The organism is Caballeronia sp. J97 (genome assembly GCF_905220305.1).
In the GTDB taxonomy this organism is placed as follows: Bacteria; Pseudomonadota; Gammaproteobacteria; order Burkholderiales; family Burkholderiaceae; genus Caballeronia.
The window spans coordinates 1-20,268 of record NZ_CAJMZL010000043.1; the positions used below are offsets into that span (position 1 = coordinate 1).

General features: G+C 63.5%; 25 protein-coding genes. 11 read left to right on the plus strand and 14 right to left on the minus strand.

Going from position 1 to position 20,268, the window contains the following annotated elements:
- Window positions 1-56 precede the first annotated feature (56 nt).
- The 3 genes from catC to U4Y90_RS32745 all read right to left on the minus strand — a co-directional run bounded on the left by catC (window position 57) and on the right by U4Y90_RS32745 (window position 2,523).
- A complete protein-coding gene (gene catC, locus U4Y90_RS32735; RefSeq protein WP_321800948.1) occupies window positions 57-335 on the minus strand; it encodes a muconolactone Delta-isomerase in 279 nt (92 codons plus the stop codon).
- 32 nt (window positions 336-367) lie between these two features.
- Window positions 368-1,495, minus strand: a complete 1,128-nt coding sequence (locus tag U4Y90_RS32740) for a muconate/chloromuconate family cycloisomerase (protein ID WP_321800950.1) — start codon at window positions 1,493-1,495, stop codon at window positions 368-370.
- A 104-nt stretch (window positions 1,496-1,599) separates the two neighbouring features.
- Entirely contained in the window at window positions 1,600-2,523 is a 924-nt protein-coding gene (locus tag U4Y90_RS32745) for a LysR family transcriptional regulator (RefSeq protein ID WP_321800951.1), read from the minus strand.
- A 176-nt stretch (window positions 2,524-2,699) separates the two neighbouring features.
- Between U4Y90_RS32745 and catA the strand changes: the two genes are divergently transcribed.
- The 7 genes from catA to U4Y90_RS32780 all read left to right on the plus strand — a co-directional run bounded on the left by catA (window position 2,700) and on the right by U4Y90_RS32780 (window position 9,361).
- The gene (catA, locus tag U4Y90_RS32750; protein ID WP_321800952.1) at window positions 2,700-3,635 is read left to right on the plus strand and encodes a catechol 1,2-dioxygenase; all 936 of its coding nucleotides are present in this window, start codon (window positions 2,700-2,702) and stop codon (window positions 3,633-3,635) included.
- Window positions 3,636-3,740: 105 nt separating this feature from the next.
- On the plus strand, window positions 3,741-5,099 hold the full coding sequence (locus tag U4Y90_RS32755; protein WP_321800954.1) for a Rieske 2Fe-2S domain-containing protein: 1,359 nt from the start codon (window positions 3,741-3,743) through the stop codon (window positions 5,097-5,099).
- Window positions 5,096-5,584, plus strand: a complete 489-nt coding sequence (gene benB, locus U4Y90_RS32760) for a benzoate 1,2-dioxygenase small subunit (protein ID WP_321800956.1) — start codon at window positions 5,096-5,098, stop codon at window positions 5,582-5,584. Before U4Y90_RS32755 ends, benB begins: the two co-directional genes overlap by 4 nt.
- 35 nt (window positions 5,585-5,619) lie before the next feature.
- Window positions 5,620-6,648 carry a benzoate 1,2-dioxygenase electron transfer component BenC gene (benC, locus tag U4Y90_RS32765; RefSeq protein WP_321800958.1) on the plus strand — a complete coding sequence of 343 codons (1,029 nt, stop codon included), beginning with the start codon at window positions 5,620-5,622 and terminating at the stop codon, window positions 6,646-6,648.
- Window positions 6,645-7,421 carry a benzoate diol dehydrogenase BenD gene (gene benD, locus U4Y90_RS32770; protein ID WP_321800959.1) on the plus strand — a complete coding sequence of 259 codons (777 nt, stop codon included), beginning with the start codon at window positions 6,645-6,647 and terminating at the stop codon, window positions 7,419-7,421. Before benC ends, benD begins: the two co-directional genes overlap by 4 nt.
- A gap of 20 nt (window positions 7,422-7,441) precedes the next feature.
- Entirely contained in the window at window positions 7,442-7,849 is a 408-nt protein-coding gene (locus tag U4Y90_RS32775) for a RidA family protein (RefSeq protein ID WP_321800960.1), read from the plus strand.
- Window positions 7,850-8,020: 171 nt separating this feature from the next.
- A complete protein-coding gene (locus U4Y90_RS32780; protein WP_321800962.1) occupies window positions 8,021-9,361 on the plus strand; it encodes an MFS transporter in 1,341 nt (446 codons plus the stop codon).
- A gap of 19 nt (window positions 9,362-9,380) precedes the next feature.
- Here the strand turns inward: U4Y90_RS32780 and U4Y90_RS32785 are convergent, their stop codons facing one another.
- Both U4Y90_RS32785 and U4Y90_RS32790 read right to left on the minus strand, forming a co-directional pair.
- Window positions 9,381-9,575, minus strand: coding sequence for a hypothetical protein (locus U4Y90_RS32785; protein WP_321800963.1), 195 nt, complete (start codon window positions 9,573-9,575; stop codon window positions 9,381-9,383).
- Window positions 9,576-9,634: 59 nt separating this feature from the next.
- Window positions 9,635-10,471, minus strand: coding sequence for a universal stress protein (locus tag U4Y90_RS32790; RefSeq protein ID WP_321800965.1), 837 nt, complete (start codon window positions 10,469-10,471; stop codon window positions 9,635-9,637).
- 247 nt (window positions 10,472-10,718) lie between these two features.
- Here U4Y90_RS32790 and U4Y90_RS32795 point away from each other — a divergent pair, with 247 nt between their 5' ends.
- From U4Y90_RS32795 to U4Y90_RS32805, 3 genes are all read left to right on the plus strand, one after another.
- Window positions 10,719-11,162, plus strand: coding sequence for a universal stress protein (locus tag U4Y90_RS32795; RefSeq protein ID WP_321800967.1), 444 nt, complete (start codon window positions 10,719-10,721; stop codon window positions 11,160-11,162).
- Between the two features lie 42 nt (window positions 11,163-11,204).
- Window positions 11,205-11,516 carry a hypothetical protein gene (locus tag U4Y90_RS32800; protein ID WP_321800968.1) on the plus strand — a complete coding sequence of 104 codons (312 nt, stop codon included), beginning with the start codon at window positions 11,205-11,207 and terminating at the stop codon, window positions 11,514-11,516.
- Window positions 11,517-11,611: 95 nt separating this feature from the next.
- Window positions 11,612-11,917 (plus strand): DUF1488 domain-containing protein, encoded by a 306-nt coding sequence (locus U4Y90_RS32805; protein WP_321800970.1) that lies wholly within the window; start codon window positions 11,612-11,614, stop codon window positions 11,915-11,917.
- Here the strand turns inward: U4Y90_RS32805 and U4Y90_RS32810 are convergent.
- The 5 genes from U4Y90_RS32810 to U4Y90_RS32830 form a co-directional block, all read right to left on the minus strand.
- Window positions 11,893-12,042, minus strand: a complete 150-nt coding sequence (locus tag U4Y90_RS32810) for a hypothetical protein (RefSeq protein WP_321800971.1) — start codon at window positions 12,040-12,042, stop codon at window positions 11,893-11,895. The two genes, U4Y90_RS32805 and U4Y90_RS32810, sit on opposite strands and share 25 nt — an antisense overlap.
- Window positions 12,043-12,064: 22 nt before the next feature.
- Window positions 12,065-13,135: a PAS domain S-box protein gene (locus U4Y90_RS32815; protein WP_321800972.1), complete on the minus strand. Its 1,071-nt coding sequence runs from the start codon at window positions 13,133-13,135 to the stop codon at window positions 12,065-12,067.
- A 44-nt stretch (window positions 13,136-13,179) separates the two neighbouring features.
- On the minus strand, window positions 13,180-13,410 hold the full coding sequence (locus U4Y90_RS32820; RefSeq protein ID WP_321800974.1) for a hypothetical protein: 231 nt from the start codon (window positions 13,408-13,410) through the stop codon (window positions 13,180-13,182).
- 71 nt (window positions 13,411-13,481) lie between these two features.
- Entirely contained in the window at window positions 13,482-13,733 is a 252-nt protein-coding gene (locus U4Y90_RS32825; protein ID WP_321800976.1) for a hypothetical protein, read from the minus strand.
- 159 nt (window positions 13,734-13,892) lie between these two features.
- Window positions 13,893-14,063 carry a hypothetical protein gene (locus U4Y90_RS32830; RefSeq protein ID WP_321800978.1) on the minus strand — a complete coding sequence of 57 codons (171 nt, stop codon included), beginning with the start codon at window positions 14,061-14,063 and terminating at the stop codon, window positions 13,893-13,895.
- A 378-nt stretch (window positions 14,064-14,441) separates the two neighbouring features.
- Between U4Y90_RS32830 and U4Y90_RS32835 the strand changes: the two genes are divergently transcribed.
- Window positions 14,442-16,214, plus strand: coding sequence for a pyrrolo-quinoline quinone (locus tag U4Y90_RS32835; RefSeq protein ID WP_321800979.1), 1,773 nt, complete (start codon window positions 14,442-14,444; stop codon window positions 16,212-16,214).
- A 35-nt stretch (window positions 16,215-16,249) separates the two neighbouring features.
- Here U4Y90_RS32835 and U4Y90_RS32840 read toward each other — a convergent pair whose 3' ends face one another.
- The 4 genes from U4Y90_RS32840 to U4Y90_RS32855 all read right to left on the minus strand — a co-directional run bounded on the left by U4Y90_RS32840 (window position 16,250) and on the right by U4Y90_RS32855 (window position 20,229).
- Window positions 16,250-17,578, minus strand: a complete 1,329-nt coding sequence (locus U4Y90_RS32840; protein WP_321800980.1) for an MFS transporter — start codon at window positions 17,576-17,578, stop codon at window positions 16,250-16,252.
- Window positions 17,579-17,656: 78 nt separating this feature from the next.
- Window positions 17,657-18,589 carry a 3-keto-5-aminohexanoate cleavage protein gene (locus tag U4Y90_RS32845; RefSeq protein ID WP_321800981.1) on the minus strand — a complete coding sequence of 311 codons (933 nt, stop codon included), beginning with the start codon at window positions 18,587-18,589 and terminating at the stop codon, window positions 17,657-17,659.
- Between the two features lie 14 nt (window positions 18,590-18,603).
- Window positions 18,604-19,395 carry an SDR family oxidoreductase gene (locus U4Y90_RS32850; RefSeq protein WP_321800983.1) on the minus strand — a complete coding sequence of 264 codons (792 nt, stop codon included), beginning with the start codon at window positions 19,393-19,395 and terminating at the stop codon, window positions 18,604-18,606.
- A 108-nt stretch (window positions 19,396-19,503) separates the two neighbouring features.
- Window positions 19,504-20,229 carry a GntR family transcriptional regulator gene (locus U4Y90_RS32855; protein ID WP_321801011.1) on the minus strand — a complete coding sequence of 242 codons (726 nt, stop codon included), beginning with the start codon at window positions 20,227-20,229 and terminating at the stop codon, window positions 19,504-19,506.
- Window positions 20,230-20,268: the final 39 nt, after the last annotated feature.

Consider the following 20,268-nt stretch of genomic DNA (forward strand, 5'->3'; position numbering starts at 1 on the left):
CGCGAGCGGCGTCAACGCCGGTTCCGTGTCGCGCTTCATGAGACCCTTTCGCCGTTTCAGCGAATGGACGACGGATGATGCGCGAGCGCGGTCACCTGCATCGTCATGTACGGAAACAAGGGCAGGCCCGAGAGGATGGTGTGCAGCTCGTCGTGCGAGTCGACATCGAAGACGCTGTAGTTCGCATACTCGCCGACGACGCGATGCAACTGCTGCCATTTGCCTTGGCGTTGCAGCGCTTGCGAGTATTCCTTCTCGCGGGCCTTGATTTCATCGGCCTGGGCGGCGGGCATGTCGTGCGGCAGATGGACGTCCATTCTTACGAGATAAAGCATGGTTTCCTCGATCGGGTGTTGAGTGTGGGCAATCAGGCGCGCTTGTCGCGACGATAGAACGCAAGCTTGTCTTCGTCGATCTGGAGACCGAGGCCCGGACCTTCCGGCATATGCAGATCGAAGTCGCGGTATTGCGGGCGGGCCGTGACGATGTCGTCCTTCAGCAGGAGCGGCCCGAACAGCTCCGTGCCCCACGCGAGTTGCGGCAGCGCGCTGAATCCGTGCGCCGATGCAATCGAGCCGATGCTGCCTTCGAGCATCGTGCCCCCGTACAGGGAAACACCCGCCGCATCGGCGATGGCGGCCGTGCGCATCATGCCGTAGATGCCGCCGGACTTCGCGATCTTCAGCGCGAAGACATCGGCGCATGCGTGGCGCACGAGTTCGAGCGCGTCTTCCGGGCCGGTCACCGCTTCGTCGGCCATGATGGGCACGATGAATCGCGACGCGAGCCGCGCGAGCGCGCCGCGCTGCTCGCGCGGCGTCGGCTGCTCGATGAGATCGATGCCCGCTGCCTGCAGCGCATCGATGCCGAGCGCCGCATCGGTCTCGCTCCATGCCTGGTTCACATCGACGGTCACCCTGGCGCGATCGCCGAGCGCGGCCTTGATCTTCGACACATGCGCGACGTCGTCGCGTACGCTGCGCCGGCCGATCTTCAGCTTGAACGTGTTGTGACGGCGCTCGGCGAGCAGCATTTCGGCTTCTTCGATATCGCGCTGGGTATCGCCGCTCGCGAGCGTCCAGAGCACCGGCAGCGTCTTGCGCACGGCGCCGCCGAGCAATTCCGACACCGGCACGTCGAGGCGCTTGCCCTGCGCATCGAGCAGCGCCGTTTCGAGCGCGCACTTCGCGAAGCGGTTGCCGCGCGCGACCTTGTTCAGCCTGAGCATCGCGGCGTTGATGTTGGCCGCGTCCTGCCCGATGAGCGCGGGCGCAAGGTAAGTATCGATGGTCAGCTTGATGCCTTCGGGGCTTTCATCGCCGTAAGACAAGCCGCCGATCGTCGTGGCTTCGCCAATGCCCTCGATGCCGTCGCTCGTGCGCAGACGGACGATGACGAGGGTTTGCTGCTGCATCGTCGCCATCGCGAGCTGATGCGCGCGGATGGTCGGGAGATCGACCAGGATCGCTTCGACGGAGGTGATTTGGGCGTTCATACCTGAAATGTCGGAATGGATGGGTTGTTGAGATATTGCGTGCCCATTAGCCGCCTGTCCAACACCGTTAGCGTCTAGTGTCATACCCGCCAGGTATGGCTTGTTCAGCGACCGCGATCCGTGCGCGGCGTATAGGCGATCTTTTCTTCCTCGTACAGCCGGTAGATCAGCTCGAGCATTTCCTTGATGTCGCGCGATTCGTCGAGCGCGCGCATGCTCATGATGATCGGCGAAACGAGCGTCGGATCGTCCAGTTCCTTGTAGCTCACGTCGTCGCGCTTCAGGCCGTAGACGCTGCTCGGCACGACGGAAATGCCTTCGCCCGCCGCGACGAGACCCAGCGCGATCTGCAGTTCGCGCACCTCATAGATCTTGCGTGGCGCGAGCGCGCGATCCTGAAACGCCGACAGCACCTGATCGGCATAGCTCGGGCGCGGCGCCTTAGGGAAGATGATCAGCGTCTCGTTGATGAGATCGCGCAGCGAGAGAACCGGCTTCGCGAGCGAAAGCGGATGCCCGATCGGCAACGCGACGATCAGTTGCTCTTCGCGCAGGATCACGCGGCGGATGTTGGCATCCTCATGACGAATGCGCCCGAAGCCGACATCGATGCGGCCGTCCTTGAGCGCGCGGATCTGGTCCATCGTCGACATTTCGTGCAGACTCAGCTCGACCGTCGCGTTTTCGTCGCGAAAGCGCCGGATGATCTTCGGCAACATGCCGTACAAGGTCGAGCCGACGAATCCCACCGACAGACTGCGCTCGATATTCCCCACGCGCCGCGTCATCGATTCGAGCTCGGCGGTCTGCGCGAGTAACTGCACCGCATGCGAATAAAAGAACTTGCCGGTCTCGGTGAGCTTGAGCGGACGTGAGTTGCGTTCGAAAAGCTGCACGCCGAGCGTTTCTTCGAGCTGCTGTATCTGCCGGCTCAGTGGCGGTTGCGCGATATGCAGCCGCTCGGCCGCGCGCGTGAAGTTTCGTTCTTCCGCCACCGCCACGAAGTAGCGCAGGTGTCGCAGCTCCATTCAATACCTCCTGGATATGGCCCGATACTAAATCAGTGTTGGACTGGGCTTGTTTGCGTCCATTATCCTGCCTTCACGCTCTGTTTCAACACCCGACTATACCTTCCGAGCATATCTACACCGGTGCTGAAGCAAGGGTTAACCCCACCAGAAAATTGCGAGATTCAGGAGCAGACATGAGCATCAAAGTGTTCGATACGAAGGAAGTGCAGGACCTGCTGAAGGCCGCTGCCAACCTCGGAAGTCAGGACGGCAGTGCTCGCGCCAAGGAGATTACGCATCGCCTGTTGAGCGACTTGTTCAAGGCGATCGACGACCTCGACATGACGCCCGATGAAATCTGGGCCGGCGTCACTTACTTCAACAAGCTCGGTCAGGACGGCGAAGCCGCGCTGCTCGCCGCGGGCCTCGGACTGGAAAAGTATCTCGACATCCGCATGGATGCCGAAGACCGCGAGGCGGATATCCACGGCGGCACGCCGCGCACCATCGAAGGCCCGTTGTATGTGGCGGGTGCGCCGGTGCGCGACGGCGTGTCGAAGATCGACCTCGACGCCGATGACGCCGCCGGTCCGCTCGTCATTCGCGGCACGGTCACCGGCCCCGACGGCAAGCCCGTCGCGAATGCGGTGGTCGAATGCTGGCACGCCAACTCGAAGGGCTTCTACTCGCACTTCGATCCGACGGGCGCGCAAAGCGACTTCAATCTGCGCGGCGCGGTGAAGACGGGCGCCGACGGCACGTACGAATTCCGCACGCTGATGCCCGTGGGTTACGGCTGCCCGCCGCAGGGCGCGACGCAGCAACTGCTGAACGCGCTCGCGCGTCATGGCAACCGCCCGGCGCACGTGCACTTCTTCGCGACCAGCGACAAGCATCGCAAGCTGACCACGCAGATCAACATCGAAGGCGATCCGCTGATCTGGGATGACTTCGCCTACGCGACCCGCGAAGAACTGGTTCCGCATGTCGTCGAAAAAACGGGTGGCAAGGCGCTCGGCTTGAAGACCGACGCGTACCGGGAAATCGAGTTCGACATCCGCCTGACTCCGCTCGTGGAAGGCAAGGACAACCAGATCGTCCATCGACCGCGCGCTTCCCTCACGGCGTAATCACGCACTGGCGGCGGCAAGCCTGCCGTCGCCCGAATCACCGCACGACTCATTCGACACCGATGCATGCGCTCCGTCGCCGGAACGCGCATAGGGAGAACTCATATGTCCGCCATCACCGACAAAGCCACGCAGCTCGACGAACTGCTGCAAAACGCCGTCCAGGACGACAAGGAGAGCGGCGTCTTCCGCTGCCGCCGCGACATCTTCACGAACGCCGATCTGTTCGATCTCGAGATGAAGCACATCTTCGAGAGCAACTGGGTGTATCTCGCGCACGAAAGCCAGATCCCGAACAACAACGATTACTACACGACGTGGATCGGCCGCCAGCCCATCGTCATCACGCGTGACAAGACCGGCGAGCTGCACGCGGTCATCAACGCATGTGCCCACAAGGGCGCGATGCTGTGCCGCCGCAAGCATGGCAACAAGGGCAGCTTCACGTGCCCGTTCCATGGCTGGACGTTCTCCAACACCGGCAAGCTGCTCAAGGTGAAGGACGAGAAGACCACCGAGTATCCGATTCAATTCAATACGCACGGCTCGCACGATCTGCGCCGCGTGCCGCGCTTTCAGAACTATCGCGGCTTCCTGTTCGGCAGCCTCAATGCCGATTCGATGCCGCTCGAAGACTATCTCGGCGAGACGAAGATCATCATCGATCAGATCGTCGATCAGGCGCCCGACGGGCTCGAAGTGCTGCGCGGCAATTCGTCGTACATCTACGACGGCAACTGGAAGATGCAGATGGAGAACGGCTGCGACGGCTATCACGTCAGCACCGTCCACTGGAACTACGCCGCGACGATGGGCCGCCGCAAGGTCGAAGGCACCAAGGCCGTCGATGCGAACAGCTGGAGCAAGTCGGTCGCGGGCGTGTATGGCTTCGATCATGGCCACATCCTGTTGTGGACCAAGACGATGAATCCGGAAGTGCGGCCCGTGTATCAGCATCGTGAAGAGATCAAGGCGCGCGTCGGTGAAGTGCAGGCTGATTACATCGTGAATCAGACGCGCAATCTGTGCCTCTATCCGAACGTGTTCCTGATGGATCAGTTCAGCACGCAGATTCGCGTGGTGCGTCCGCTCGGCGTCGACAAGACCGAGGTCAGCATTTTCTGCTTCGCGCCGAAGGGCGAAAGCGCGGAGGATCGCGCGACGCGCATCCGTCAGTACGAAGACTTCTTCAACGTGTCCGGCATGGGCACGAGCGACGACCTGGAAGAATTCCGCGCGTGCCAGTCGGGTTATGCGGGCATCACGGCGATGTGGAACGACCTGTCGCGCGGCGCGCCGCTGTGGGTTCACGGCCCCGACGAAAACGCGAAGAACATGGGCATCGAGCCGCTCATCTCGGGCGAGCGCAGCGAAGACGAAGGTCTCTTCGTCGTCCAGCACGAATACTGGGTGAACGTGATGCGCGATGCGCTGAAGAAGGAACAAGGAGAGGCACGGTCATGAGCTTCGATTACCTGAAAATCTGCGCGACGCTGTATCGCGAAGCGCGCCTGCTCGATGATCGTCAGTGGGACGAGTGGCTCGGTTGCTATGCGGAAGACGTCACGTACTGGATGCCCGCATGGGATGACGACGATCAGATCACCGACGATCACGAAAGCCAGATCTCGCTGATGTACTACCCGGATCGCGGCGGCCTCGAAGATCGCGTGTTCCGCATCAAGACCGAGCGCAGCGGCGCTTCGATGCCCGAGCCGCGCACGAGCCACAACGTGACCAACGTGGAAGTGCTGGCCGAGCGCGAGAACGAAGTCGACGTGCGCTACAACTTCGACACGCTCAATCATCGCTACAAGATCACCGACCATTTCTTCGGCACGATCTTCGTGACGCTGAGAAAGGTCGACGACATTCTGGTGATTTCGCACAAGAAGATTGTGCTGAAGAACGACTATATCCGTCAGGTGCTCGACGTCTATCACGTCTGACGCCCACGGTGACGAGACAGGAAGTAGGAGGCAACATGTCCAGCTACAACATTGCACTGAATTTTGAAGACGGCGTGACGCGTTTCGTCGAATGCAAGGCCGGCGAGAAGGTTCTCGACGCCGCCTTTCGCGCCAAGATCAATCTGCCGATGGATTGCTCCGACGGCGTGTGCGGCACCTGCAAGTGCCGCGCCGAAAGCGGCAACTACGATCTCGGCGACGACTACATAGAAGACGCGCTCTCCGACGACGAGAAGGAAAGCGGTCTCGTGCTCACCTGCCAGATGGTGCCGTCGAGCGATTGCGTGATCGCGGTTCCGGCATCGTCCACGGCGTGCAAGACCGCGCAAAGCAAGTTCGCCGCGACGGTCACGAAGATCGAGCCGCACAACGATGCAGCCGTCGTGCTCGAACTGGACGTGGATGCCGCCACGCCCGCGCCGGTGTTCCTGCCGGGCCAGTACGTGAATATCGATGTGCCGGGCAGCGGTCAGCATCGTTCGTATTCGTTCTCGTCGGCGCCCGGTGCGACGAAGATCAGCTTCCTCATCAAAAAGATTCCCGGTGGCGTGATGAGCACATGGCTCGAATCCGCGCAGACGGGCAACACGGTGGAGCTGACCGGGCCGCTCGGCAGCTTCTATCTGCGCGCGGTGGAGCGTCCGTTGCTGATGCTCGCGGGCGGCACGGGCCTCGCGCCGTTCCTGTCGATGCTCGAAGTGCTCGCGCGCACGAACTCGCGGCAGAAGATTCACCTGATCTATGGCGTGACGCGCGATCTCGATCTCGTGCAGGTCGAAGCCATCGAAGCCTTCACGGCGAAGCTGCCGAACTTCACGTTCAGCACCGTCGTCGCCGATGCGGATTCGAACCATCCGCGCAAGGGCTGGGTGACGCAGCATATGCCGGCCGAATCGCTGAATGACGGCGATGTCGATGTCTATCTCTGCGGCCCGCCGCCGATGGTCGATGCGGTGCGCAAGCACTTCGACGACAACGGCGTGAAGCCCAACAGCTTCCACTACGAGAAGTTCACTCCCAACGCCGCGCCGGTGACCGCATGAGCACACAACGATTTGCCGGCAAGGTGATGATCGTCACCGGCGCGGCGCAGGGCATCGGGCGCGGCGTGGCGTTGCGCGCGGCCGCCGAGGGAGCGAAAGTGCTGTTCGTCGATCGCGCGGACTTCGTCGCCGATGTAGCGAGGGAAGCGCAGGGTGCGCAGACGGCAGGCTTCGTCGCGGATCTGGAGACTTACGAGGGCGCGGCAGCGGCGATGGCTTTCGCCGCGCGCACGTTCGGCGGCATCGATATTCTCGTCAACGGCGTCGGCGGCGCGATCCGCATGCGTCCATATGCGGAGTTCGAGCCCGCGCAGATCGACGCCGAGATTCGCCGTTCGCTGATGCCCACGCTGTACGCGTGCCATGCGGTGTTGCCGCATATGCTCGAACGCGGTCGCGGGACCATCGTGAACGTGTCGTCGAACGCGACGCGCGGCATTCGGCGGGTGCCGTACTCGGCCGCGAAGGGCGGCGTCAACGCGATGACCCAGGCACTGGCGATGGAATACGGCGAGCGCAACATCCGCGTGGTCGCCGCCGCGCCGGGTGGAACCGAAGCGCCCCCGCGACGCGTGCCGCGCAATGCGGGCGGCGATAGCGAACAGGAAAAGATCTGGATGGGCGAAGCGGTGAAGCAGGTCACCGAATCGACCTTCCTCAAGCGCTACGGCACGCTCGACGAACAGATCGCGCCGATCCTGTTCCTCGCATCGGATGAAGCGAGCTATATCACCGGCGCGGTATTGCCGGTCGCCGGCGGCGACAACGGTTGATTTCGCGGGAGACGCATTTTATGAGTGATCGCAAAGCTATCGTTCCCGCCGGAATGGAGGCGGTGTACGAGAAGATTCGTTATGCGCCCGCCGTCAAGGCCGGCAATACGATATACGTGTCCGGGCAGATCGGCCGCGATGCCGCGATGCAACTGGTCGAAGGGCGCGAAGCGCAGATCGTGCAGGCCTTCGAGAACCTGAAGCTCGTGCTGGAAGCGGCGGGCGCTTCATTGAGCGATGTCGTCGACGTGACGACGTTTCACACCGACATGCGCGATCTGCCGTTGTTCATGCAGGTGCGCGACCGCTATCTCAACACGCATCCGCTGCCGGCCTGGACCGCGGTGGGCGCGCATATGCTCGGCGGTGCGGCCGGCTATATCGTCGAAATCAAGGCAGTGGCCGTATTGACGGCAAGCCCGTCGTAATACGCAAGTACGTCAACGCAGTTCCGTCAACGCAAAAAAAACTCATCGACACGTCCCGGCCTCGCTGCGTTTCCGACGCAGCAAGGAGAACGCGCGCGTTCATCGAGCCGTCGAATCGATCGAAGAAGAAATACGCGGATTCAAAGCAAGTCCTACATCAATGGAGACATCATGCGGCAAATAGACGTGCAAAAGCTATGCGACGATGCCCGGATCGGCAAATTCCATTTGCTGCTTCTTTTCTGGTGCGCGCTCATCATCATTTTCGATGGATACGATCTCGCCGTCGTCGGAATCGCGCTTCCGTCGATCATGAGCGACATGGGCGTTCAGCCGACGAGCGCCGGATTCATGGTCAGCTCCGCCTTGCTCGGCATGATGCTCGGCGCCGTAGGTCTCGGAACGATTGCCGACCGGATCGGCCGCGTGCGCGCGATCGTCATTTGTCTGCTGCTGTTCAGCGTGTTCACGGCGGCAGCGGGGCTTACGCGAGATCCCGTGATCTTCGGCATTGCGCGCTTCCTGGCGGGACTGGGCATCGGCGGCGTGATGCCGAATGTCGTGGCGCAAATGACCGAGTATTCGCCGCGCAAGGTCCGCAGCACCATGGTGACGGTGATGTTCAGCGGATATTCCGTCGGCGGCATGATCGCGGCGCTCGTCGGCAAAGCGATGATCGAGCGCTATGGCTGGCAATCCGTGTTCATCGCCGCGGGCTTGCCGGCGCTGCTCGCGCCCGTCATCCTGAAGTACATGCCCGAATCGCTGGCGTTCCTGGTTCGCAACAAGCGCTCGGAGAGCCTTAAAGCGATTCTTCCGCGCGTCGATTCCGGGTACGTGCCGCAACCGGCCGATAGCTTTTCCCTGTCCGACCGTGAAGCCGCGCCCGGCTCGCCGATCGCGAGACTCTTCGCGGAAGGACGCGGCCTGAGCACCGTCATGCTGTGGATCGCCTTCTTCATGTGCCTGTTCATGGTCTACGCGCTGAGTTCATGGCTGACGAAACTCATGGCGGGCGCCGGACATAGCCTCGGCTCGGCGCTCACGTTCGTGCTCGTGCTGAACTTCGGCGCGATGATCGGCGCGATTGGCGGAGGCTGGCTCGCCGACCGCTTCAACATCAAGTACGTTTTGATCGCGATGTATGCGCTCGCGGCCGTATCCATCGGCCTCCTCGGCGTGAAGGTTCCGCTCGGCGTGCTGTTCTTCCTGGTCGGCCTGGCCGGCGCGTCGACGATCGGCACGCAGATCGTGACCTACGCGTTCGCCGGACAGTTCTATCCGATCGCCATTCGATCGACGGGCATCGGCTGGGCGTCGGGCATCGGGCGCAGCGGGGCGATTCTCGCGCCTATCGTCATCGGCTTCCTCGTGAGCCAGGCCCTGCCGCTTCAGCAGAACTTCATCGCCATTGCCATTCCCGGCGTGATCGCGATGCTCGCGGTCTGCCTGATCGATGCGCGCCGTTCCAAAACGGATGCCATCGCCGTGGCCGCCGCCGATCCGGCCTGATGGCGCACGCGCCCCGCGTTCATTCGTTCGCGGATTCCGGTCGCCGTGGCTTTTGCGACTCGGACGGGGCGCCGCGTTGCGTCGGCGCCCTCGTGCATGCGTCGGGCGGCGTGACATAAGGCACGTCGTCGCAGCAGCACGCATAGACCGGAAAACCGTATGCGTTCGTGCGGATGATGGTCGTCGGCCCGTGCAGCGGGCACACCGCGTTCATGGCGTCTCCCGGATTGGTTGATCGGTTGTTTCCATCGTACTCGGTGTGCCGGGGCCGTATCAATGCGACATCAGCACAGGCACGGTCATCGATTCGAGAAACGTGCGCGTCGCGCCGCCGAGCACGAGTTCGCGCAAGCGCGTGTGGCCGTAGCCGCCCATCACGACGAGATCCGCGCCGAGATCGGACGCGCGCGACAGCAGCATGTCGCCGGCCGAGGCTTGGGCGTCGCTCACGCTCGACACCATCTCGACTTCCACGCCATGCCGCGCGATGCAAGCGGCGATATCGGCGCTCGCGATGCGTGGGCCCGCGTCGTCCGCTTTCGTATCGACCGTGACGATGCTCGCGCGCCCGGCCGCCTTCAGCAACGGCAACGCGTCGTGAACGGCGCGCGCCGCTTCGCGCCCGCCGTCCCACGCGATCATCGGAACCTGCCCCACCGTGGCGAAGAAGCCGGTGTAGGGCATCAGCAGCACCGGGCGTCCGGCGGACATGATCAGATGCTCGCGAAAGCTCTCGCCGATATACGACTCGGGATCGCCGGGATCGTCCTGGCCCGCGACCACGAGATCGGCGCAGCGCGCATGATGCGGCACCGCGCGATCCGCCGGCTCGCCCGGCGCGAGCCATTCGCCCGATACGCCCGCGCGCGTCAGTTCCGCGTGAAAGAGCCGTTCCAGCGCGCCCGCGCGCTCGCGGCGCATGGCCGCCTGCACCTCGTAGTAGCCGGCGCTGCCCGCCATCACGTTGAAGGCGCGCGCGTTCGGTTCGAAGACCGCATAGAGGCCGATCAGATACGCGTCGAATCGCTTCGCGAGCTGCAACGCGGTCTCCAGACGGGGATGGGCGCGCACGCTCGTATCGAGGTGCACGAGGATCGTCTTGTAGCTCATCGAATGACTCCTCGAGTCCGCTGAGAATGGATGCGCTCCGAGTCTAAGGAGATCCCGCCGCGATCCGCTTGACTCAAGTCAACGGAACCCGGCCTCGCGGGCATTCGCGCATGGGCTTGACTCAGGTCAACGGACGCCGCGAGCGTCGCGATAGAGTGGGGCGTTCATCCAGATCGCGCGCCATGCGTGCGCTCAGACAGTCCAAAGGGAGCGGCCGGAGCGGGAAGCCGTGCAGGCCGGAAACACGATGTACCGAAATATCATGGTTGCGTTCGATGGCAGCGAGTGCTCGCAACGCGCGCTCGACGAAGCGATCCGCATCGGCGCGCGCGCCAAGGTGTACATCGTCTACGTGGTCGACGGGGCCGCGCTTTCGTCGTACCCGTCGCAGCATCGCGTGAGCGTTCGCGAGGAGGCCGGCCACGCGCTGGACGTCGCGTACGCGCGCGTGATCGATGCGGGCATCGAGTGCGAAACGGAACTCGCCGAAACGCGCAACGTGACCGATACGGTCGCGAAATGCTTGCAACGACGTGTCGTGCATATGCCCGCGGATCTCGTCGTCATGGGCACGCACGGGCGGTCCGGATTGCAGAGGCTCGCGCTCGGCAGCGTTGCGGAAGCTTTCATCAGACGTTCGACATGCCCGGTGCTGCTCGCGCGTGCGAAGAGCGCCGTGAACGACATGTGAAGTCCGGCCCATCGGCATCGGCCTGAGAAGGAGAACAATCGCATGGGCCTCGGAATGCAGATTGCCTACCTCGGTTTCGCCGGATCGAGCGCGATCGAGCGCGAAGCGGGCGTCGAGCTCGTGCGGCTCGCGGGCGTCGCGAGCGATATCGTCGATTGCAGGCTCACGATCAAGGCGTGGCTCGACGGCGCGGGACAACCCGTCTTCGACGCGCAGCTCGTCCTGCTCACGCGCGATTTCGAGCAGGTCACGGTGCCGCGCAATACGGACCGCGATCCGAGCGTGGCGATGCGCGACACCTTCGACGAGGCCGTGCGGCTGCTGGCTCAGCGAAGCCTGCCCGATCCACTTTGATCCAGATCAATACGCGGGATAAAACGTTGACCAAGACTTAAGGGATATGTGCTTCGCGTCGAACCACCCCGATCAACGCTCCACGAGGTATCGGCATGATCATCACGTTTCCGAGTCAGGCGCCTGTCTATCAGGGCGATGTTCCGTCGCTCACGTTCGCCGCCTTCGCCGACGGCGAGCGCATCGCATGCACCATTTCGGCTGAAGCGCTGGAGGATCACTTCGGCGCCGCGTCATGGCGGGAGGAAGACCTGCAGCAGGCTTTCGAGAGCCATCGCTCGTCGATCGAAGGCGCCGCCGAGCAGGTGCTGAGCCGGGTCGGCGGCACGTCGGTGATGCTGCGCAGCGGCTTCTTCCGCTTCCGCGAGGCGCGCGCTCAGAGTTCGTCGAGCCGCGCCTGATCGAGATTCCGGACTTTCCGGTCGCGCGCGGCGATCACGGCCGGCCCTCTGCGGCCGGGCTGTCGGTCGCGCTGATCCACCGCGAAAACAGGTCGGCGCTGTCGCCCTCGAATCTTCTCGAACATGCGCGCCTCGCAGGTGTTGAGCTCAGCCGTCTTTGGCGGACGGGTTCAACGGAAGGTCCACGAGAATGCGAAAGCCCTCGCCGTGCGCGCTGTGAAACTCGATGACGCCGCCCAGCTGACGCACGCGCTCGCCCATGCCGAGCAGGCCGAAGGTGCCGGTGGCGCGCGGACGCGTGACATCGGCGCCGCAGCCGTCGTCTTCGATCGTCAGCTTGCAGCGCGACTGCGCGCAGACGATCCCGATGCGCACTTCGCCGGCTTGCGCGTGGCGCACGATGTTCGTGAGCGCTTCCTGCACCAGCCGGAAGACCGAAGTGGACGCGGCCGTATCGAATCCCTCTTCCTCGCCTTCGATATCCAGATCGATCGTCAGATCGTAGCGGCGGCGAAAATCGCAGACTAGCCAGTCGATCGCGGCGAACAACCCGAGGTCGTCGAGCACGGGCGGGCGCAGGCCCGCGGCGATGCGCCGCAGCGAGCCGATGATCGTATCGATCTGCGTGAGCGCCTGCTGTACGAAGCGCGCGTCCTGCGCGCTGGGCGTGAGTGCCGACAACTGCATCTTCAGCGCGGCGAACTGCTGGCCGAGATCGTCGTGCAATTCGCGGGCGATCGACGCGCGCTCGTTTTCCAGCGCGCTCTGCACATGCGCGGACAATTCGCGCGCATGCTGCAGTTCCGCGAGCCGCACCCGGTCGGTCACATCGCGCGTGACCTTCGCGAAGCCGATCAGATCGCCCTTTGCGTCGCGCAGCGCGGTGATGACGACGTTCGCCCAGAAGCGGCTCGAATCCTTACGAATGCGCCAGCCTTCGTCTTCCACGCGCCCGGCCCGTGTGGCGATCGCGAGTTCGTTCTGCGGCTTGCCCGCGGCGATGTCGTCGGGCGGATAGAAGACGGAAAAATGACGCCCGATGATCTCTCGCGCTTCATAGCCCTTGATCCGGTGCGCGCCGTTGTTCCATGTGGCGACGCGGCCGTGCGTGTCCAGCAGAAAGATCGCGTAGTCTTCGACCGCTTCCACCAGCAAACGGAAAGACGCGTCGGTTTGGAGCGCGGCGCGTTCGTCGTCGGGTTCGGTGGCGTGAGTCATCGTTGCAGTGGGCGAGCGCGCATGCAACGTCGGGCGCTGCGGCGCTATTGCGGCGTCATCTGGAAAGGCGGCAGCGGCAATTCGTCACCGTCGATGAAAGCGGTCGCGCAGCGCACCGCGAAACCGAGCGCGCCGTCCTTGCTCGCGAACGCGCCGAGATTGCCGAGCGAGGTCGAATGGCCGTCCTCTTCGAGAATCGAAGCGGTTGCGACGAACGCGTTGCCTACACGGTTGGCGAACGGCTGAAAAGCCGCTCCCCGATGATAGATGATCATGGATTTGACCTGTCGAAGGGATCGGAGGCGCGAGCGGCACGCATGCCGCGGCGCGCCCGGGATTCAGCGTGCTAGCGAATGCGCGCGCCACCGAAATGGCGCGGGTCCTGCGCAGACTGTCGATGGTCGATTTCGGCCATGCCATAAGCGAACGCATAGCGCAGCGCACCGCTGCCGCTGGCGAATTCGCCGAGCATTCCGGTCGAGCGGCGCGTGCCGCCCGGATCACGAATGACGAGCATCGCCGTGTATCGGTCGTCGTCGAATACGGCGCTCGCGCTTAGTACGTGCCCTTTGTAGATCATGTCGCTGGGTAGGTTCATCGCGCTCTCAGGTTCTATGTTTTCTCGGTGCGGCAATCTTGTGGATTACCTACATTCCGTAAGCGATAAGCCTAACCGTTCAATTTTTGTCGTCTTACGCGATTTAAGATTTTTTACTTTTCTTAGCCGGTTGCTTAAGTCAGATGAATCGGGCGCGGCTCAGGTCGCCGACTTACGCAGCGCTTGCACGAATTTCGATATCGATCTCGCCGCGAGCACGAACATCGCGCCGGAGAGGCCGGCATCGGATCGGGTCAACAGATCGGTTGCATAGAACGCCGCGAGCGCGACGAGCGGATGGCATATCACCTGAGCGGTCAAGCGTTTCATCAGCGTCTCACCTCGATAACCTTCGGAACCGGGCAAGACCTTCACTGAGAAATATCGCTATGACACCGGGCCCTGTCCTGAGCCGTCACTGTGCCTTTCGTTTCGGTTGCAGTCCTGCTCGCGAGTCGACGCTTCCTGCCCGATCGTCCGTGTTTTTCCGAAGATAAAGTAAGCGCCTGGAGGGTAATTTCGACGCGTTCCGATCTTCAGGCGGTAAGAGACGCGTGCTCGATGACATTCGTCGTACGCATACACACGGTCAACCGACCATTCCGCCGAAGCCTAGCCGCCGCCCGACGTTCTGTTCCCGTTTTAAGCCACCGCAGACAATAATCGCAAGGCACCGGGGCCGGCCCCTCCTGAAACGGAGATCCACAGATGAAAGGGCATTTATCGGTTGGCGTGATCGCAGTCGCTGTCGCAGCAATCGTCGGTGGATGCAGCGGAGGAAGCTCCGGTTCCGATCCGGCCGCGACGTCGGGCGGCGCATCGTCGGCATCCGGCCCTGCTGCGGCGTCCAGCCCTTCGTCGGCGGCGTCGTCCGCAAGCGGTGCAAGTGCGCCATCGGGAGCGAGCGCGTCGTCCGGTTCGAGCGCTCCCGCGACGACCAGGCCGTCCGCTTCGAATCCGATGGACGTCACCACGTATCACAACGACATCGGCCGCACCGCGCAGCAACTCGCGGAAACCACGCTCACGCTCGACAACGTCAATGCGTCGACGTTCGGCAAGCTCGGCTTCTATACCGTCGATGGCGCCGTCGATGCCCAGCCGCTGTTTCTCGCGGACGTGCCGATCGCGGGCGGCACGCATAACGTGCTGTATGTCGCGACCGAGAACGCGAGCGTCTATGCCTTCGATGCCGACACCGGCGCCGGGCTCTGGCGCGTCTCGACCCTCGGCGCGGGCGAAGTCCCGAGCGACGATCACGGCTGCGACCAGACCACGCCGACCATCGGCGTTACGGCGACGCCGGTCATCGATCGCTCGCGCGGGACGAACGGCGTGATGTATGTCGTCGGCATGTCGAAGGACAGCGGCGGCGCCTATCACCAGCGCCTTCACGCGATCGACATCGCGACGGGCGCCGAGCTGTTCGGCGGTCCTTCGGAAATCACCGGCTCGTACCCCGGCACCGGATCGGGCAGCGTGAACGGCGTCGTGCCGTTCACGCCCGGCCAGTACATCGAGCGCGCATCGCTGTTGCTGCTGAACGGCGTGGTCTATACGGCATGGAGCTCGCATTGCGACGCGCTGCCTTACACCGGCTGGCTGATCGGCTATAGCGCGGATACGCTGAAGCAGACGGGCATCGTCAACGTCACGCCGAACGGCGAGATGGGCGGCATCTGGATGGGCGGCGCGGGCCTCGCGTCGGATGGCGCGTCGATCTATTTCCTCGACGGCAACGGCACCTTCGACGCGACCATCAACGCGCAGGAGATGCCCATCAAGAACGACTTCGGCAACGGCTTTCTCAAGGTGACGCCGAGTTCCACGCTGGCGCTTCAGGTGTCCGATTACTTCGAGCCGTCGAACACCGTGGTGGAATCGAGCCAGGATCTGGACCTCGGCTCGGGCGGCGTGCTGGTCTTGCCCGATGTCACCGATATCGACGGCAACGTGCAGCATCTCGCGATAGGCGGCGGCAAGACGCGCGTGCTCTACGTCGTGAACCGCGACTCAATGGGCAAGTTCGATTCGAACGCCGATCACATCTATCAGCCGCTCTATTCGACGATCACCGGCCCGATGTTCACCGCGCCCGCGTTCTACAACAACACGATCTATGTCGGCCCGGCGGGCGATCACCTCAAGGCGCTGCCGGTCGTGAACGCAGTGGTGGCGACGGCCGCGTCGAGCCAGACGACGAGCCCGGCGGGCAACTGGAATTTTCCGGGCCTGGCGCCGGTCATTTCCGCGAACGGCGATACGAACGGCATCGTATGGGGCGTGGAGAACACCACGCCCACTGCCGTGCTGCATGCCTATGACGCGAGCAACCTCGCCATCGAGCTCTACAACAGCAATCAGGCGGGCACGCGCGATCAGTTCGGCAACAACAAGTTCATCTCGCCGACGATCGCGAACGGCAAGGTCTACGTGGGCACGAAGACGGGCGTCATGGTGTTCGGCCTGCTCGGCGATTGATGCCGCGCGCGCGGGCCGAACGACGCGCCGGGAGTTCAGGCGTTCGACATCACGCCGCGCTTGTCTTCGGCGCGTTGCTCGTTGCCGTGACGCAGGCGCGTGCTGCACACGGCCGCGATCAGGAGCGCGACCGCGAGACACACGAGCCCGTTCATCGCGCGGCCGGTGGTCTGCTCGATGATGCCCATCACCGTCGGTCCGACGAAGCCGCCCAGCAGACCGCACGAGTTGACGAGGCCGAGGCCGCCCGCGAGCGCGCTGCCCGACAGACGCGATTGCGGGAACGTGAAGATGATCGACTGCACGACGAAGAACATCAGCGCCGACAGGCATACGCCGAGCAGGCCGATCACCGGCGACGCCCATGCCGCGATCAGCATGCCCGACGCCATGATGACGAGCCCGGCGATCAGGATGCGGCGGCTCTTCGACGAATCGCTCGCGAAACGCGGCAGCGTGGCCGCGCCGATCGCGGCGGCGACCCACGGCGTCGCGGTGAGCAGACCGATCGTCAGCGGCGAGAAATGCCCCGATTTGCCGATGATGCCCGGCAGGAAGAAGATCACCGTGTAGATCGTCAGTTGATGGCAGAAGTAGACGAGAATCGCGAGCCACACCTGACGATCGCCGATGACGCTGCGCAATGCGCCCGCGCCGTGGCCGCCGCCTTGCGCATCCTGTTCGGCGGCGAGACGGCGCTCCAGCGCGAGCGCTTCATCGCGCGACAGCCACGGCGCGCTCGTCGGCCGGTCCGGCAGCATCTTCCACACGACGAAGGCGAGCAGGATCGCGGGCAGGCCCTCGATCACGAAGAGCCATTGCCAGCCGTGAAAGCCGAGCCGGCCGTCGAGTTCGAGCAGCGCGCCGCCGAGCGGACCGCCGACGATGTTCGCCAGGCACACGCCGAGCAGAAAGTAGCCGGTGGCGCGGGCGCGTTCCTCACGGCCGAACCAGTATGTGAGGTAGAGCATCACGCCGGGAAAGAGACCGGCTTCGGCCGCGCCGAGCAACAGACGCATCACGTAGAACGACGTCTCGCCGGAGACGAAGGCCATCGCGACGGACAGCGCGCCCCACGTCACCATGATGCGCGTGATCCAGAAGCGCGCGCCGACCTTGTGCATGATCAGGTTGCTCGGAATCTCGAAGGCCGCGTAGGTCAGGAAGAACAGACCCGCGCCGAGTCCGTACGCGGCGGCGGAGATGCCGAGATCGATGCTCATCGAATGCTTAGCGAGCGCGATATTCGTGCGGTCGAGGAAGCTGATCACATAGACGATCACCAGCAAGGGCATCAGCTTGCGCAGCAGCAGGCTGTTGAGCGATGCGCGCTGCGCGACGCTCGTCGTGTCGGGCTTGGACAAGGTATGTCTCCGTAGGCGTTGTATTTCTAATGGGGTGAAGGGTGCTCGCGCGCCGCATGCACGGCGCGCATCGAACGGTCAGAAGTTCACGTTGTCGCCGCCCTTGAGCGACAACATCCGGCGCGCTTCGGCGGGCGTCGCGATCTCGAGCGACAAGCCTTCGATCACTTGCCGGATCTTGCGAACCTGCGCCGCGCTCGATTCGGCGAGCTGACCCGGCCCGATCCACAGCGAGTCTTCGAGTCCCACGCGCACATTCGATCCCTGCGCGAGCCCGATCGAGCCGAGCGGAATCTGGTTGCGGCCCGCGCCGAGGATCGACCAGACGTAGTCGTCGCCGAAGAGACGATCCGCGGTGCGCTTCATGTGAGCCAGATCTTCGGGATGCGCGCCGATGCCGCCCAGCAGGCCGAACACGCTCTGCACGAAGAACGGTCCCTTGACGAGCCCGCGATCGACGAAGTGCGCGAGGTTATACAGATGCGAAATGTCGTAGCACTCGAACTCGAAGCGCGTGCCGTTGGCCGAGCACGAAGTCAGGATGTACTCGATATCCGCGAAGGTGTTCTTGAACACGAGATCGCGGCTTTTTTCCAGATGCTGGCGTTCCCAGTCGTGCTTCAGATCGGTGAAGCGCTCGAGCATCGGATAGAGACCGAAGTTCATCGAGCCCATGTTCAGCGACGCCACTTCCGGCTGAAAGTGATGCGCGGGCTTCAGACGTTCGGCGACGGTCATGTGCGGGCTTCCGCCCGTCGTCAGATTGATGACCGCGTCCGTTTCCGACTTGATGCGCGGCAAAAAACGCTGGAATACGGCGGGGTCCTGCGTGGGGCGTCCGTCTTCGGGATCGCGCGCGTGCAGATGCAGGATCGCCGCGCCTTCCTTCGCCGCCGCCAGCGCGGCATCGGCGATCTGGTCGGGCGTGACCGGCAGATACGGCGACATCGACGGTGTATGGATCGCGCCCGTCGGCGCGCACGTGATGATGACCTTGCGTTTCGTTGCCATGTTCCTTTCCTTGCTCAAAGCGTTTCGACGTTGCCGCAGACGGAGAGCGCCTGCCCTGAAATCGCGCTGCCGGCGGGCGAGCTGAGATACAGCACGCTCGCGGCGATTTCCTCTTGCGTGACCATTCGGCGAAGCGAAATCTTCGCGAGATATTGCTTCTCCATTTCTTCGTAGCTGATGTCGAGCTGCTTCGCGCGCGCGGCGATCACGCCTTCCATGCGCGGTCCCTTGACGATGCCCGGCTGCACAGCGTTCACGCGGATGTTGTCGGGGCCGAGCTCGATCGCGAGACTCTTCGCGAGACCGACGACGGCCCACTTCGTCGCGGAATACGGCGTGCGAAAGCCGTAGCCGAGCCGTCCCGCCACCGACGACATGAACACGATCACGCCGCCGTCGGTCGCCTCGCGCAGCATCGGCACCGCTTCGCGGGAGAAGTAGTACTGGCTGTTCAGATTCACGTCGATGGTCTTTTCCCAATCGGCGGAATCGATCGCGTCGATGCCGCCCGTCGGTCCCGCGATGCCCGCGTTGTTGATCAGCACATCGAGTCCGCCGAGCTCGCGCTTCACGTCTTCGAAGACGCGCTTCACGTCGGCCTGGCTCGCGACGTCCGCACGCGTGCCGGTGATCGACGGCGAAACGGTCGATACCGCGTCGATCGCTTTCGGGTCGACATCGCAGACATGCACGCGCGCGCCTGTCGACACGAACGCCTTCGCGATGGCAAGCCCGATGCCCGATGCGCCGCCCGTGATCAGCACGCGCAGGCCCGCACGCGGGGTGAGCAGTTTCATGAAATCCATCGTTAGACTCCTTTCTGGTTATGTTTTGCGGGACGTGCGAGGTCCTCGCTAAAGCGATTAGTCATACTGATAATCCTGTCGAAGGCGCGTGCCGCGCGCCTTGGCTGCTCAGCGCTGCGCCTGACGCAGCGTGCGCGTTTCCTGCGAGCGCAGATTCGCTTCGAGATCGCGCGCCGCGTCGCGAATGTCCTTCGCGATGCCTTCGCGCGCGGCCGCGCCGTCGTGCTTCCACAGCGCGTCGATGATTTGCCGGTGCGCCTGCATCGACACGCGCATGTGCGCCACGTCGGGCGCGACCATGTTCAGGAACGGGCCGATGCGCATCCACATGTTCTGGATCGTCGCGAGCGTCATCTCGCTTGCGCCGTGCCGGTAGATGCACGTGTGGAACGCGAAGTTGCAGCGCAGATAAGCGCGCGCATCGTCGGCTTCGACGTGGGCATCCATTTCGTCGAAAATGCGCTGCACGGCGGCGACGTCGTCGTCGGTCATTCGCGCGGCCGCGCGTTCGACGACACAACCTTCGAGCGCGATGCGCACGTCGCGCAGTTCTTCGAGCAAATCGAGCGTCATCGGCGGCACCATGAGACCGCGCGACGGGCCGTCGACGAGCGCGCCTTCCGCGCGCAAACGCGTGAGCGCGGCGCGCACGGGCATGGTCGACAGGCCGACGGCTTCCGCAACGCCGCGCAGACTGAGCGGCTGGCCAGCGGCGAAACTGCCGCTCATGATCGCTTCGCGTAGTTGCTGGTATACCTTCGTCGCCATTGTCTCCGTGGCAATGACTTCGAGTTGCGGAATGGGTTGCGATGCGGGTCGGGGCGCCACGGGCATGTCCTTGCAGATATTTGATGTTTGATATGTGATCACAGT